This is a genomic window from Microbacterium testaceum (assembly GCF_029761935.1).
Taxonomy (GTDB): Bacteria; Actinomycetota; Actinomycetes; order Actinomycetales; family Microbacteriaceae; genus Microbacterium; species Microbacterium testaceum_A.
On sequence record NZ_CP121699.1, the window covers coordinates 214,759 to 228,744 of the forward strand.

Annotated in this window: 17 protein-coding genes, 1 tRNA gene and 1 other RNA gene; 10 read left to right on the forward strand and 9 right to left on the reverse strand. The window is 69.9% G+C overall.

Annotation, left to right across the window (positions count from 1 at the left end; genetic code table 11):
* Positions 1–47 precede the first annotated feature (47 nt).
* From ftsE to smpB, 3 genes are all read left to right on the forward strand, one after another.
* Positions 48–1,100, forward strand: a complete 1,053-nt coding sequence (gene ftsE / locus QBE02_RS00910) for a cell division ATP-binding protein FtsE (RefSeq protein WP_279366749.1) — start codon at positions 48–50, stop codon at positions 1,098–1,100.
* The gene (gene ftsX / locus QBE02_RS00915; protein WP_056230602.1) at positions 1,097–2,014 is read left to right on the forward strand and encodes a permease-like cell division protein FtsX; all 918 of its coding nucleotides are present in this window, start codon (positions 1,097–1,099) and stop codon (positions 2,012–2,014) included. Before ftsE ends, ftsX begins: the two co-directional genes overlap by 4 nt.
* 83 nt (positions 2,015–2,097) lie before the next feature.
* The gene (smpB, locus tag QBE02_RS00920; protein ID WP_074696877.1) at positions 2,098–2,574 is read left to right on the forward strand and encodes an SsrA-binding protein SmpB; all 477 of its coding nucleotides are present in this window, start codon (positions 2,098–2,100) and stop codon (positions 2,572–2,574) included.
* 9 nt (positions 2,575–2,583) lie between these two features.
* On the opposite strand, the gene QBE02_RS00925 is transcribed toward smpB, so the two are convergent.
* Positions 2,584–3,243, reverse strand: coding sequence for an SIMPL domain-containing protein (locus QBE02_RS00925; protein WP_074696875.1), 660 nt, complete (start codon positions 3,241–3,243; stop codon positions 2,584–2,586).
* Between the two features lie 211 nt (positions 3,244–3,454).
* Here QBE02_RS00925 and ssrA point away from each other — a divergent pair.
* Positions 3,455–3,824: a transfer-messenger RNA gene (ssrA, locus tag QBE02_RS00930) on the forward strand.
* 71 nt (positions 3,825–3,895) lie between these two features.
* On the opposite strand, the gene QBE02_RS00935 is transcribed toward ssrA, so the two are convergent.
* Together QBE02_RS00935 and QBE02_RS00940 are read right to left on the reverse strand one after the other, a co-directional pair.
* Positions 3,896–4,435, reverse strand: coding sequence for a YaeQ family protein (locus QBE02_RS00935; RefSeq protein WP_279366750.1), 540 nt, complete (start codon positions 4,433–4,435; stop codon positions 3,896–3,898).
* Positions 4,436–4,535: 100 nt separating this feature from the next.
* Complete coding sequence (locus tag QBE02_RS00940; RefSeq protein WP_279366751.1) at positions 4,536–5,267, reverse strand: DUF6891 domain-containing protein; 732 nt, start codon at positions 5,265–5,267, stop codon at positions 4,536–4,538.
* Between the two features lie 30 nt (positions 5,268–5,297).
* Here QBE02_RS00940 and QBE02_RS00945 point away from each other — a divergent pair, with 30 nt between their 5' ends.
* Entirely contained in the window at positions 5,298–5,552 is a 255-nt protein-coding gene (locus QBE02_RS00945) for a hypothetical protein (protein WP_279366752.1), read from the forward strand.
* Positions 5,553–5,577: 25 nt separating this feature from the next.
* On the opposite strand, the gene QBE02_RS00950 is transcribed toward QBE02_RS00945, so the two are convergent.
* Positions 5,578–6,147 carry a hypothetical protein gene (locus QBE02_RS00950; RefSeq protein ID WP_279366753.1) on the reverse strand — a complete coding sequence of 190 codons (570 nt, stop codon included), beginning with the start codon at positions 6,145–6,147 and terminating at the stop codon, positions 5,578–5,580.
* Positions 6,144–6,968: an inositol monophosphatase family protein gene (locus tag QBE02_RS00955; protein ID WP_279366754.1), complete on the reverse strand. Its 825-nt coding sequence runs from the start codon at positions 6,966–6,968 to the stop codon at positions 6,144–6,146. Before QBE02_RS00955 ends, QBE02_RS00950 begins: the two co-directional genes overlap by 4 nt.
* Before the next feature lie 103 nt (positions 6,969–7,071).
* On the opposite strand from QBE02_RS00955, the gene QBE02_RS00960 reads away from it, so the two are divergent.
* Together QBE02_RS00960 and QBE02_RS00965 are read left to right on the forward strand one after the other, a co-directional pair.
* Positions 7,072–7,147: transfer RNA gene (locus tag QBE02_RS00960), tRNA-Lys, on the forward strand.
* Positions 7,148–7,298: 151 nt separating this feature from the next.
* Entirely contained in the window at positions 7,299–7,871 is a 573-nt protein-coding gene (locus QBE02_RS00965) for an NUDIX hydrolase (RefSeq protein WP_279366755.1), read from the forward strand.
* Between the two features lie 19 nt (positions 7,872–7,890).
* Here the strand turns inward: QBE02_RS00965 and QBE02_RS00970 are convergent, their stop codons facing one another.
* The 4 genes from QBE02_RS00970 to QBE02_RS00985 all read right to left on the reverse strand — a co-directional run bounded on the left by QBE02_RS00970 (position 7,891) and on the right by QBE02_RS00985 (position 11,231).
* Positions 7,891–8,484, reverse strand: coding sequence for a DUF222 domain-containing protein (locus QBE02_RS00970; RefSeq protein WP_279366756.1), 594 nt, complete (start codon positions 8,482–8,484; stop codon positions 7,891–7,893).
* Between the two features lie 133 nt (positions 8,485–8,617).
* Positions 8,618–9,859 (reverse strand): MFS transporter, encoded by a 1,242-nt coding sequence (locus QBE02_RS00975; protein WP_279366757.1) that lies wholly within the window; start codon positions 9,857–9,859, stop codon positions 8,618–8,620.
* Entirely contained in the window at positions 9,856–10,398 is a 543-nt protein-coding gene (locus QBE02_RS00980) for a MarR family winged helix-turn-helix transcriptional regulator (protein ID WP_279366758.1), read from the reverse strand. Before QBE02_RS00980 ends, QBE02_RS00975 begins: the two co-directional genes overlap by 4 nt.
* Before the next feature lie 50 nt (positions 10,399–10,448).
* On the reverse strand, positions 10,449–11,231 hold the full coding sequence (locus QBE02_RS00985; RefSeq protein WP_279366759.1) for an IclR family transcriptional regulator: 783 nt from the start codon (positions 11,229–11,231) through the stop codon (positions 10,449–10,451).
* Between the two features lie 100 nt (positions 11,232–11,331).
* On the opposite strand from QBE02_RS00985, the gene QBE02_RS00990 reads away from it, so the two are divergent.
* From QBE02_RS00990 to QBE02_RS01000, 3 genes are read left to right on the forward strand one after another with little or no spacing between them, the layout of a single operon-like run.
* Positions 11,332–12,105: a CoA transferase subunit A gene (locus tag QBE02_RS00990; protein ID WP_279366760.1), complete on the forward strand. Its 774-nt coding sequence runs from the start codon at positions 11,332–11,334 to the stop codon at positions 12,103–12,105.
* Positions 12,105–12,758 carry a CoA transferase subunit B gene (locus QBE02_RS00995; protein ID WP_279366761.1) on the forward strand — a complete coding sequence of 218 codons (654 nt, stop codon included), beginning with the start codon at positions 12,105–12,107 and terminating at the stop codon, positions 12,756–12,758. Before QBE02_RS00990 ends, QBE02_RS00995 begins: the two co-directional genes overlap by 1 nt.
* Positions 12,755–13,942 carry an acetyl-CoA C-acetyltransferase gene (locus QBE02_RS01000; protein WP_279366762.1) on the forward strand — a complete coding sequence of 396 codons (1,188 nt, stop codon included), beginning with the start codon at positions 12,755–12,757 and terminating at the stop codon, positions 13,940–13,942. Before QBE02_RS00995 ends, QBE02_RS01000 begins: the two co-directional genes overlap by 4 nt.
* The last annotated feature ends 44 nt before the right edge of the window (positions 13,943–13,986 follow it).

Below are 13,986 nucleotides of genomic sequence, written 5' to 3' on the forward strand. Positions count from 1 at the left end.
CGCGTCCTGTCGGCCTGCTCGAAGCCCGCGCTTAGGCTCGTCAAGCCATGATCCGGTTCGAGAACGTCACCAAGCGGTATCGCGGCACCGCGAAGCCCGCCCTGAACGCCGTCGACTTCGAAGTGCAGCGCGGGGAGTTCGTCTTCCTCGTCGGCGCTTCGGGCTCCGGCAAATCGTCGTGCCTGCAGCTCATCCTGCGCGCCGAGACCCCCAGCGACGGCCGTGTCGTCGTGCTCGGTCGCGACCTGCGCACGCTGTCGAACCGTAAGGTTCCCTACTTCCGCCGTCACATCGGTTCGGTCTTCCAGGACTTCCGCCTGCTGCCGAACAAGACGGTGCACCAGAACGTCGCCTTCACGCTGCAGGTGACCGGCGCCTCGCGCGGGTTCATCCAGCAGGCCGTGCCCGAGGTGCTCGCGCTCGTCGGTCTCGACGGCAAAGAGAAGCGTTTGCCGCACGAGCTCTCGGGCGGTGAGCAGCAGCGCGTCGCGATCGCCCGCGCGCTCGTGAACCGTCCGCAGGTGCTGCTCGCCGACGAGCCGACCGGAAACCTCGACCCCGGCACCTCGATCGACATCATGCGCCTGCTCGCGCGGATCAACGCCGGCGGCACGACCGTCGTCATGGCCACGCACGAGGCCGGCTTCGTCGACCAGATGCAGCGCCGCGTGATCGAGCTGCGCGGTGGCGAGATGGTGCGCGACGAGCGCCACGGTGGCTACGGCGACACGTCGAGCCTCCCGCGCCTCGCGCCCGAGGTCGAGCGCGGAGCGGCCGCGGTCGCCGCCCTCACCGCGGTGCTCGAGGTGCAGCGCGAGGTCACCGGTTTGACCGGGCCCGTCGAACCGCTGACCAAGCCGGGCGCGGACGCGACGCCGGCGGCACGACGCGACGAGACTGCTCCGGCGGAGCGACGCGACGAGACCGCTGCGGCCGCGTCGGACGACGCTCCGGCCCCCGCCGACGAGCCCCGCGAGCCCGGCACCAACACGCGCTCCATCCCGGTCACCCGCCCCGACGTCGACGCTCTCGGTCTCGCCGACCGACTCGGCCTGGGCCAGAAGAAAGACCGCAACGACGAAGTGGGACCCACGTCATGAGGTTCGGGCTCATCCTCTCGGAGGCCTTCACCGGTCTTCGCCGCAACGCGTCGATGGTCATCTCGGTCATCCTCGTCACCTTCGTCTCGCTGACCTTCGTCGGCGCGGCGATGCTCATGCAGATGCAGATCGGCAAGATGCAGTCGTACTGGGCCGATCGCGCCCAGGTGGCGGTGTTCATGTGCGCGGCCTCGTCGAACGCGCCGACCTGCGTGGCCGGTCAGCCCGCGACGCAGGATCAGATCGACGCGGTCACCGCGAAGCTCGACGGCTCCGCCCTGGCCCCGCTCATCCGCGACTACACCTTCCAGACCAGTGACCAGGTGTTCGAGAACGCCAAGGGCCTGCTGTCCGAGGACATCCTCGGTGTCGTCACCGCCGACCAGTTCAACGCGACCTTCAGCATCAACCTCGTCGACCAGAGCCAGTCCGACGTCATCGCGGAAGCCTTCAGCGGACAGGACGGCGTCGAGAGCGTCACGAACCAGCTCCAATACCTCGAGCCCCTCTTCCAGGCGTTGACGGTCGCGACCTACGTGGCGGTGGGCATCGCCGGACTCATGCTGATCGCGGCGGTGCTGCTGATCGCGACGACCATTCGCCTTTCGGCGTTCGCTCGACGCAAGGAGCTCGGGATCATGCGCCTGGTGGGCGCGTCCAACCGATTCATCCAGACGCCGTTCATCGTCGAGGGCGTCCTCGCTGCGCTGATCGGGTCCGCTCTGGCGAGCGTCGCCGTCTGGGCGATCGTCGGCGTCGGCGTGAACCAGTACCTGAGGGATCGGATCGGCTTCATCACCTCGTGGGTCGATTTCGGCGACGTCGCGATCGTCATCCCCGCGCTCGTGGTGATCGGTATCGTCCTCGCCGCCCTGAGCGCCAGTTTCGCCATCCGCCGCTGGCTGCGCGCCTGACCTCCGGTCGCGCGCGGAGTCGGCATCCGCTGTGGGGTAAACTGTAAGGCTCTGTGTGCCCATGATCATGAGGAGGTGGCACCATGCCTCGTGAGCAGGGTGAAAAGCTCATCGCGTCCAACAAGAAGGCGCGTCACGACTACGCCATCGAGAAGACGTACGAAGCGGGACTGGTGCTCACGGGCACCGAGGTGAAGTCGCTGCGCCAGGGGCGCGCCAACCTCACCGACGGCTACGCCTACATCGACGGCGGCCAGGCGTTCCTCGATGCCGTGCACATCCCGGAGTACTCCCAGGGCCACTGGACGAACCACTCGGCCAAGCGCACGCGCAAGCTGCTGCTGCACAAAGAAGAGATCATCAAGCTCTCGCACGCCGTGTCGGCGGGCGGGTACACCCTGGTGCCCCTGCGCCTGTACTTCCTCGACGGCCGCGCCAAGGTCGAGATCGCCGTCGCGAAGGGCAAGCGCGAGTTCGAGAAGCGTCAGACGATCCGCGAGCGCGAAGACAAGCGCGAAGCCGAACGTGCTATGCGCACGAAGAACCGTCTGGGCGAGTGACGCGCTGAGTCACTCCGCGCGGAAGCGGCCCTCCACGACCGAGGTGACCACGATCTCGGGCGGCTGCAGGCTGAACGACGGCCCCCCGGCTGGACCGGAGGCCGCCATCATGCGCGCGGCGAACGGCGCCGGCTGTTCGGGGTGCGCGCCGAGCAGACCGGCATCCGCGATCTCGACGGCGGACACGGATGCCAGCCCCAGAGCGTCCGCATAGGCCGTCGCCCGTTCCACGGCGACGTGGACGGCGTCGGCGGCCACCTCGCGCTCGACCCGGGCGCGGGTGGTGGGGGATAGGCGCCACTCCACCGCGGTGACCTGCACATCATCGGACTCGGCCACATCCCCCAGCCACCATGACAGGGCACCGGCGTCGGTGAACGTGGCGGAGAGTTCCACGGCGGCGTGATGGACGAGGGGGAGCTGCGCTCCCTCGTTGTTCCACGGCCGGTCGGACCACACCGACACGCGCGCGCTCGACCACTCCGACACCTCGCCGGAGCGCAGGTGAGCGACCAGGCCATCCTGCACGCTCGCCGCGCGCTCCTGCGCCCGTTCGACCACCGGCCCGCGAGTGGGACCGTCGGTCGACACGGTGACGCGGACGGCGGCCTCTTCAGCGCGGGCACGGGCGTTGCTCTCGCCCCGGACGGTGATGACGACGTCGCTCATGCGGTGAGCCTACGGGAGGGGCGCGCTCGGGTGGGATCGGTGAGGGCGCGGCGACGTCGCTCACGCGGTGAGCCTGCGGGACGCGGGGCACCGGCTTCGGGTGGGAATCATCGCGCGCCGCGAACCGTTGTAGACTGTGATGCTCGGGCGCTTCGGCCCCCGAGGTGGCAACTCAACAGCGTGACGATGGTCGCTCCTTCACGGAGTTCCCGGGGCTGATCGGTTTCGACAGCGCCTGCGAACCCGCGAGAAGCGGGCCGAGGATGTGGGGTTATCTCGTAAACGCTCCCTGCAAAACAATAAGTGCCAATGCTAAGCGCACTGACTTCGCCCTCGCTGCGTAAGCGAGCCCGATAGTCCGTCAGGCCGTGTGCGACCCCGCCACGGAATCTGGCGTCATTTAGGGGTCTTGCTGTGTGACGGCGTCTGGACGTCACGCGGGACTTTTCCCAGGCTGGGCTTGTCGACTTAGGTGTCTGTGACAAAGGTCGGAGCCGAGCAGAACGTCTGCACAGACTGCGCCCGGAGAAAACGCGGAGACCCAGCGTTGGACGGGGGTTCGATTCCCCCCAGCTCCACGAACCATCGTCACGTGAGAAAGCCCCCATCTTCGCCCGTTTCGGCGAAGGTGGCGGCTTTCTCGATCTCGGGATCAACCCGCGGGGCGCGTGTGGATGTCGCTCTCGCCGGCAACGCCGTTCAGCTCGAGATAGATGCGCCCCTCGGTGCGCGTCAGAGTCGCGGTGTTGCGTCGCTCGATGGCATCCGACAGCTTCTCGACGAAGCCGGGCTCGAAGCTGTGCAGGAGCACCTCCTCGGCGCGGTGGATGCGCTTTCCCGCCCACGGGGCGGCGACTTTATCGGGATCGCGGTGCGTGTAGATCGCGACGCGCTCGGCCTTCATGCTGCCGGTGTGCAGGCGCGCGGCATCCGGAGCTCCGACCTCGACCCACGCCACCAGGGCGCCCGTGAGGTCGCGGATCATCACGGCGGGCTCGTCGGTCGCGGCGACGCCCTCGCTGAAGCCGATGCCCTCCTCGTACTCGAGGCAGTAAGCCAGCACGCGCGTCAGCATGTACGGAGCGGTCTCCGAGGGGTGCCGAGCGACGCGCAACGCCAGCTCGTCGTAGACGCCGCGATCGACGTCGGAGAGCTGCACGGTGAACTGGTGAATGGTCGAGCCGATAGCCACGAGGGTCGAGCCTACGTGGTCGGGCCGGCATGACCGTGCGCGCTGTGCCGGGCGCGTTGTGCCGTGCTCGTTGTGCCGGGCTCGCCGTGCCGTGCCGCGCCTACGCGGTCGCGGGGGCGGTGCCGGGAAGGCGGTTGCGCCACTGGGGGAGCGGGATGACGATGCGGTGCGCGGGGTCGCCGTCCCACTCCACCGGCAGGCCGGCTTCGGCGAGAGCATCGGCGACGATCCGGCCGACGCGGGCATCGGTCTGTCGCCAGACCTCGCTGCGCGCGGCCTCGTCGCCGACATCGGCCGCCGCGAGAAGCCCGGGGTCGAGATCGCGCAGGGGTGCGAAGGCGCTGAAGGTGAGGAACAGCTGCGCGGGCTCCTCGGCGAGTCGCTCGGCGTCCTGCTGGTGGAAGAAGGTGTAGGCCCACTCGCGGAACTGCGGTGCACCCGTCTCGTCGCTCGGCGCGGGCGTGCGCTCGTCGTCGATCTCAGCGGTTCCGCACGTATTGCAACAGGTGAAGTCGGCGCGGGCGACGAAGCCGCGTGCCTCGAGGATCGCGAACGCCGTGCGCAGGCGGTCGCCTTCCGTGACGGACGGCCGTCCGTGCTCGATGCGGCGGCGCTCGGCCCAGACCTCGCGCACCACGGCCTCGGCCGCTGCGGCATCGTCGAGTTCGTGGACGTCCTGCACCTGCTGCACGACCTCATCGAAGTCGCGGAAGCCGAGGATGACAGCATCCTGAGCTGTCCGTCTGAGCCCTGCGAGACCAGGATCGGACGCGAGGGGAGCGGCCTGCGGGGCCGGGACGTTCTTGCCGAACAGGCGATCCAGGAATCCCATGCGTCCCAGTGAACCAGCTAGCGTCGGGGAATGCCCGATCCGCGTCACATCCGCATCGATGTCGGTCCCTTCCACCTCGACCCCGTTCCCGATTCGGCGCGGTGGCGGGCCGAGGGCCGAGGCGGCGACGCCTCGGTCGAGGGTGGGTGGAGCGACTGGGTCGCGTTCGCACAACGGATCCTGCAGACCGACGAACGGTGGCGTGGTCTCGAGGCGCGCGGAGACGCGTGGGACGAGGGCTTCGCGGCCGGACGGGACGCCGCGGCGGTGAATCCGTACCGGTGAGGGAAACCTCCGCGTCTGCGGCGCCCTACTGAGGCGTCTCGACGAGGAGGAGACTCTGGCGGGTGTCCGCGAACTTCACCCAGCCGTCGCCGAACAGGTACGTCAGACCGTAGCCATCGGCACCGCGGCCGCCGAGCCAGTCGGGGTTCTCGGTGACGTAGTCGCCCGTGCCGTCGCGTTCGAGCTTCCACCCCGAAGCGACGAGGTCCTTCTCGGCCTGCTGCGCCGTCGCGTCGTCGATGGGAGCCCACCCGAAGATCTGCACTCGATCGGATGCCACCTTGGCATCGCCCCACTTGCACTGGACGCCATCGTCGAGCGCCGTCGCGCCGATCCGGAACGGCTCCTCCTGGTACGTCCACCCGAGGCTCTTGAAGTCGTCGACGGTGGCGGTCGGAATGATGTTCTCGCAGGTCGGGGTGATCGGGTCCGTCGTGGGAGTCGCGCTGGCACCGGCGTCGGGAGCGGGTGCATCGGTCGTCGTGGCGCTGGCCGCGACGCTCGGGGCGGCGTCAGGGGTCGACGTGCACCCGGCGAGAGCCAGTGCGACGACGGCGCCGCCGGCGGCGAGGAGTGCGAGGCGCGCGCGTGTCATCGGGCACCGTCCTCGTGCAGCAGAGCGTAGAAGTCGTCGTGCAGCAGGCCGTTCGTCGCGAGGGAAGAACCGGCATCGAGACGGTCGGTCCCGTCGAACGCCGTGAAACGCCCGCCGGCCTCGCGCACGATGGGGGCGATCGCCGCGATGTCGTACTCCTTCACCCCGAACTCGGCCACGAGCTCGAGACGGCCCTCGGCCAACCACATGTAAGGGAGCGCATCCCCGTAGGCGCGATCGCGCCAGACAGCGCGCGTGAGCTTCTCGAGGGTGGGGACGAGCTCGACGTCGTCCCACTGCTCGATGCTCTGGAAGCTGATGCTGGATGCCGAGACCTCGTCGACCCCGGATACGTGAATGCGTCGGATGTCACCGTCGGCGGTCGTCGTCCACGCGCCCTGGCCCGTTGCGGCCCACCAGCGGCGACCGATCGCGGGCTGGCTTACGACGCCCACCCGGGGGACGCCGTCGACGGTCAGGGCGATGAGCGTCGCCCAGACCGGAATGCCGCGCATGTAGTTGTGGGTCCCGTCGATCGGATCGATGACCCAGCGGCGGGACGTGTCACCCGACGTGCCGTATTCCTCGCCGAGCACGGAGTCGCCCGGGCGCTCCGCGTCGAGGATTCCGCGAATCGCGCGCTCCGTCGCCAGGTCGGCCTCGGTCACGTGCGTGCGGTCGGGCTTCGTGTCGATCCGGAGGTCGGCGGAGTCGAAGCGTTCCATCGCCACGGCGTCGGCAGCGTCAGCCAGACGGAGGGCGAGTGCGAGATCGTCGGTCAGGTCCGCGGGGGGTGCGGCGGGCTCTTCGATGCGGGACACGGCTCCAGGATAACGGTCGATCCTGGCTCGATTTGGCGTGCCCGAGTCACGCCTGGTAGTGTCATTCCTCGGCGCGGAGAGCGAAACTCCGGCCGAACGGAACGCACCTCTAGCTCAATCGGCAGAGCAACTGACTCTTAATCAGTGGGTTCTGGGTTCAAGTCCCAGGGGGTGCACCAGCACAGAAAGTCCCCTCTCGCCCGTGTGGTGTGGAGGGGATTTTCGTCTCTCGGATCCGGGTTCTGCGCAATCCCTCCGCCTCCTCGATGGCGCTCGGCATGATGGGACGAGCCCCGTCTCCAACGGCGGCGCGTGACCCGGGAGGTTTCCATGGCCGACGACGAGATGTGGGATGTCACCGACATTGAGGGCACACCCACCGGAACCCTCCACCGACGCGGTGACGGCCCCGTGCCGGTCGGGTCGTTCCACGTCGTGGCATCCGTCTGTCTGGTGTCGTCCACCGGCCGCGTGCTGATGAGCCTGCGCGCCGTGGGCAAGGACTACCCCTTGGCGTGGGAGTTCCCCGCCGGCAGCGCCTTGCGCGGAGAGACCAGCCGCACCGGCGCCGTGCGGGAACTCGCGGAAGAGACGGGGATGGTGCTCGCCCCCGACGACCTGGTCCTGGTGGGTCGCGTCGTCGAAGAAAGAGCCCTGTTCGACCTCTGGGTCGGCCGTGTCGACGGGGAGCCCGCGCCCGTGCCGGACCCCGAGGAGGTTCATGATGCCGAGTGGGTCACCCTCGACGTCGTGCACCAGCGCTGGAAGGACGGGGTTTTCGCGACACCGTGGAACGCACGGTTCGATCAGCTGTGGGACACGCTGGTGGAACGGGTGCGAGACGAGCGCCGGGTCGGCGCCGCCGAAGATCAGAACGGCGGCGGATCCACCTCGATGTCGTGACCCAGGGGTGAGCGCCACCTCAGGTCGACATCGCCGGGGTTCTTGAGCGGTTCCCATTTCGTCTCGTGGCGGAGGCGGTGGTGGTGGCGGCACTCGGGTTCGAGGTTGTCGTGGTCGGTGGCCCCGCCGTCGGCCCACCCGCGAGCAGATCCGCCAGCGCATCGGCTCTCAGCTGCGCCAGCGAGCACTCTTCGCCGGCTGTCGTCGCCAGATGCCGTGCGGCGCGATCCAGGCGGGTCATGACGGCGTGAGCCTTGTCGGCCGGAAGCAAGGCCGTCAGCGTCGCCATGCCGTCGAGCTCGGCGGTCAACCACACCCCGCGGTCGCGGAGGGCGCGGCGATGCCGCTCCTCGATCGACTCGGCGTGGACCTTCTCGCGCAGCGCGCGAGCGGCGGTGTCGAAGCTCGAGGGCGTGACGCGTTGAGCGCGCTCGGTGGCACCGGTGTCGAACGCGGTCCAGGCCTCGCGGTCATCGGGGAGGGAGCCGGCGAGCCGGGCGATTCTGATCGCGCGGCTCTCGGAGATCCGCCCGTCGAGGAACGCCCGCCAGGCCAGGCCGCACCGTGCCCGCAAGGTCCGGGCGTGGCCCACGCTATCGAGGACCTCCGACATCAGGAGGAACCGCCGGTCGAGGGCGAAATAGAGCCGGTATCGCCCACCCACGCGAAAGCGCCGGGCGCCGACATGACGATCCCATCGGTCCGTCCTGCCGGCACCCGGCGCGAGGAGAGGTGACGCCGACGCCCTACGCCGCATCCCCCACGAGAACAGCGGCGCCCTCGTCAGCGGCATCCGGGTGTGCTCCGTCGACGTGTGCGAGCAGACGCCGACCGAAGAGGATGCAGGCGGCAGCGATCACGACCGACACCGCTGCCATCACGTAGGGCACTCCGGCGCCGTACGCGTGCCAGAGCAGCGCGGCGAGCGGGGGAGCGACCGCCCCGCCCAGGAAGCGCACGGCCGAGTAGGCCGACGAGGCGACCGAGCGGGGGAGGTCGGTGGCTTCCATGACCGCTTCGGTCAGCGCGGTGTTCACGACGCCCAGCACGAGACCACCCACGATGATGCACACGACCAGAGCGACGGCCGACGACACGATGAACGCGGCGACGAGCAGGTCGAGGGCCAGCAGAGGCAGGGCGGTCAACAGGACCGTCGTCAGCCGCAGGCGGCGCAGCAGCAGAGGGGCGACCCAGACGCTCGTGATCGCCAGGCCCACGCCCCAGCCGAAGAAGGTCAGGCCGATCCCCATCGCCCCGAACCCGAGGGGGAACGGCGAGAACGCGAGCAGCGTGAAGAAGCCGATGTTGTAGAACAGCGCGGTCGCCGCGAGGATCGCAAGCGCCGGACGGCCGAGGGCACGGAACGGGGCACTGAAGGGGAGCGGCGTGCGCGCGGGCTGGGGGCCGCGCAGAAGGACCGCCACCGCGAGGAACGCGATCGCCATCAGGACGACGACGCCGAAGAACGGCCCGCGCCAGCTGACTTCACCCAGGATGCCCCCGAGCAGCGGCCCCACGGCGATGCCGAGGCCCAGCGCGGCTTCGTAGAGGATGATCGCGGCCGAGCTCCCGCCGGATGCCGCGCCCACGATGGTCGCCAGCGCGGTGGAGATGAAGAGGGCGTTGCCCAGACCCCATCCGGCGCGGAAGCCGATCACGGCGTCGACGCTGCCGCTGATGGCGCAGAAGAACGCGAACACGACGATCAAACCGAGACCGACGAGCAGGGTCGCCTTGGCGCCGATGCGGCTCGAGATCCAGCTGGTGATGAGCATCGCCAGGCCGGTCACGACGAGGTAGCTGGTGAACAGCAGCTCCGTCTCGACCGGGGTGGCCTTCAAGGAATCCGCTATGGCGGGGAGGATCGGGTCGACGAGACCGATGCCCATGAAGGCGACGACGCACGCGAAGGCGACGGCCCAGACCTGCGCGGGCTGTTTCCAGACGCTGGGCGCCTTGCTGACTGCTGCGGTTCCGGCACTCACCGGACCACCTCCTGTTCTTCTGCGGATTCCGCGAGGGCTCCGCGGTCTTCGGTGGGGTCGGCGGCGCCATCGTCGTCGGGGGTTCGGATGTCTGTGAATTGGTGTCGACCCGCGGGAGTCGGCGCCATCCCCACGCGCAGTGAGAGCGCGGAGGCGGCGACGCTCACGGCATCCCACTCCTTCTCCGAGAGGTCGGCCACGTGCGGCGCAAGGGCCGCGCGGAACTGCTCGTACCACCCGGCCAGCGCGTCGAGGCCCTTCGCCGTGGCGGCGACCACGCTGACGCGCGAGTCGTCGGGCAGGCGGCGGCGCTCGACGAGTCCCGCGGCGTCCATCTGGTGGACGAGTCGGGTCATGCCGGGTTGTGTCACACGGCTGAGGGTCGCGAGGTCGCCGAGGCGCTGGGGGCCGTGGTCGCGCAGGAGGGTCAGTGTGCGCCACTGCGCGGCGGGGGCGTCGGTCTGGGTGTCGAGAGCCGCGACGCGGGTGAGGGCGTGCACCGCGAGCAGAAGCGTCTGCAGGTCGTCGTGGCGGGTCATACTTAGAAGTATACCCTCGGTATATACCTTGGGTATCTATTCGGGCGGATTCACCGAGACGCGATGCGCGTGGACAACTGGTGCGCGTGCGCGAGAAGGATCCGTCCAAGCTCAGCAAGGCGCTCGCCGCCGAAGCGGAACTCCACCCCGGTCAGGCTGAGAGCCCACTGCGGGTCGCCCGCCCGCGTGAACACGGCCGCGCCGAGCCCGTAGCTCCCCTCCACGATCAGTCCCGGGTTCACCGCGTATCCGCGAGCCTGCGTGTCGCGGATTCGCCCACGCAGACGGGTGGGGGAGTGCGACGCCCCCCACTTCTCGGGAAGTTCCGGATGCCGCTCGAGATACGCATCCACCTCGCTCGACGGCAGGAACGCCAGGATCGCCAACCCCGCCGAGGCCACCCCGAGGGGGAAGCGCACCCCTTCCGACAGCACGAACGAGCGGATCGGAAAGCTCCCGTCCTCGCGCACTAGGCATACCGTCTCGTCGCCCCGCCGCACCGACAGGAACGCGCTCTCCTCGGTTCGGACCGCCAGGGAGCGCACGATGTCGCGCGCGGTCGAGGTGATGTCGAATCGGGATGCCGCCACACTCCCCATCAGATAGAGCTCCGGCCCCGGTAGCCAGTGACCGGTCGGCTCGTCGCGGTCGACGAGCCCCTCGGCGCGCAGTGCGCTGAGGAGGCGGTGCGCGGTCGGTCGCGTGAGATCGGCGCCGCGCGCGAGGTCGCCGACCGACGCGCCGGTCTCGCCCGCGGCCGTCACGAGGCGCAGGAGTCGGGCCGCCCGCGAGATGGCCTGGGCGCCGGGAACGGATCGCGATGCAGTGTCCACGATGTGGACGCTAAGCCCCACGTCATCCACATGACAAGAGCACGGTCGACCGGGCGGGCCCACCCAGCGCACCGTAGGAGGACGAAACGAAGGAGTTTGCGTGATCGACAAGACCGTCGCCTCGGCCGCAGAGGCCGTCACCGACATCCCCGACGGGGCGTCTCTCGCCGTCGGCGGGTTCGGCCTGTCCGGCAACCCCCTCGCCCTCATCGAGGCCCTTCTCGCCCAGGGGACCAGCGACCTGTCGGTCGTGTCGAACAACTGCGGCGTCGACGACTGGGGGCTCGGCATCTTGCTCGGCGCCGGTCGCATCCGCAAGATGACCTCGTCGTACGTCGGAGAGAACAAGGAGTTCGAGCGGCAGTTCCTCTCGGGCGAACTCGAGCTCGAGCTCACCCCGCAGGGCACGCTCGCCGAGAAGCTGCGGGCCGGCGGCTCGGGCATCGCGGCCTTCTACACCCAGACCGGTGTCGGCACCCAGGTCGCCGAGGGCGGACTGCCGCGTCGCTACGACGGGGCCGGCGGCATCGCCGTCGCCTCCCCGGTCAAGGACGTCCGCACCTTCGAGGTGAACGGCGAGCAGCGCGAGTTCGTGCTCGAAGAGGCCATCACCACCGACTTCTCGCTCGTGCACGCCCACACGGGCGACCGGCACGGCAACCTCGTGTTCCGTAAGGCCGCGCGCGCCTTCAACCCCCTCGCCGCGATGGCCGGCCGCACCTGCATCGTGCAGGTCGAGCACCTCGTCGAACCCGGAGAGCTCGACCCGGATGCCGTTCACCTCCCCGGCGTCTACGTCCACCGCCTCGTCGAGGTCGGCCCCGACATCCCCAAGCGCATCGAGAAGCGCACCGTGAGTGAGGAGACCCGCTGATGGCTCTGGCCCGCACCGAGATGGCCGCCCGCGCCGCCCGCGAGCTCGCCGACGGCTCGTACGTCAACCTCGGCATCGGCCTGCCGACGCTCGTGCCCAACTACGTGCCCGACGGGGTCACGGTCGTGCTGCAGTCCGAGAACGGCATCCTCGGCGTCGGTCCCTACCCGACCGAGGACGCGGTGGACGCCGACCTCATCAACGCCGGCAAAGAGACCGTGACCACGCTCCCGGGGTCGGCGTTCTTCGACTCGGCGCTGAGCTTCGGGATGATCCGCGGGGGCAAGATCGACGCCGCCATCCTCGGGGCGATGCAGGTGTCGGCATCCGGAGACCTGGCGAACTGGATGATCCCCGGAAAGATGGTCAAGGGCCCCGGGGGAGCGATGGACCTCGTCCACGGCGCCGCCCGCGTGATCGTGCTGATGGAGCACGTCGCCCGCGACGGCTCACCGAAGATCGTGGACGAGTGCTCGCTGCCGCTGACCGGCCGCGGCGTCGTCGACCGCATCATCACCGACCTCGCCGTGATCGATGTGACGGAGGATGGACTCGTGCTCGTCGAGCTCGCCCCCGGGGTGAGCGTCGACGAGGTGCGGGCCGCCACCGAGCCCGCGCTGACCGTCCGACTCGCTGAGGAGCAGCACGCATGACCGCACAGAACGACGTCGTCATCGTCGCCGCCGCCCGCACCCCGCAGGGCCGCTTGAAGGGGCAGCTCGCGCCGTTGACTGCCGTGCAGCTCGGGGCGGCCGCCATCCGCGGGGCGCTCGAGCGCGGCGGCATCCCCGCCGACGCCGTCGACGCGGTGCTCGTGGGCCAGGTGCTGCAGGCCGGAGCGGGGCAGAACGCCGCGCGCCAGGCCGCGATCGAAGCGGGCATCGGCTGGGACGTGCACTCCGCCACCATCAACAAGGTCTGCCTGTCGGGCCTCACCGCGGTCATCGACGCGGCACGCATGCTGCGCCTGGGAGACGCGACGGTGGTCGTCGCCGCGGGCATGGAGTCGATGACCCGCGCTCCGCACCTGCTGATGAACTCGCGCGACGGCTACGCCTACGGTTCCGTCGAGGTGCTCGACCACATGGCGCACGACGGCCTCACCGACGCGTACGACCGCGAGAGCATGGGCGCCTCGACCGAGCGCGCGAACGCCCGGTACGAGGTCACGCGCGAAGCTCAGGATGCCGTGGCCGCCCGCTCCCACCAGCGCGCCGCCGCCGCGCAGGCGGACGGGATGTTCGACGCCGAGATCGTCCCGGTGTCGATCCCGCAGCGGAAGGGCGACCCCGTGGTCGTCTCGGCCGACGAGGGCATCCGCGCCGACACGACGGTCGAGACGCTCGCGAAGCTGCGTCCCGCCTTCGCCGAGGGCGGCTCGATCACCGCGGGAAACGCCTCGCAGATCTCCGATGGCGCCGCCGCGGTGGTCGTCACCACCCGCGCGATCGCCGACGAGCGCGGGTGGGACGTGCTCGCCGTGGTCGGGGCCTCGGGTCAGGTCGCCGGCCCCGACAACTCCCTGCACGCCCAGCCCGCCCGCGCGATCGCGAAAGCGCTCGAGAAGCAGGGCATCGCGGCATCCGACCTCGACCTCGTCGAGATCAACGAGGCCTTCGGCGCCGTGGTCGCGCGGTCGCAGGCCGAGCTGGGCGTCTCCGACGAGGTCGTCAACCCGCACGGCGGCGGCATCGCGATCGGGCACCCCATCGGCGCCTCGGGCAACCGTCTCGTCGTCCACGCGGTGCACGAGCTGGTACGTCGCGATGGCGGCACGGCCGCGGTGGCGCTGTGCGGCGGTGGCGGTCAGGGCGACGCGCTGATCCTCACCCGGTAGGGCCGGCCTCAGACGAACGGATGCTGCGACCTCGAGGCCGCGGC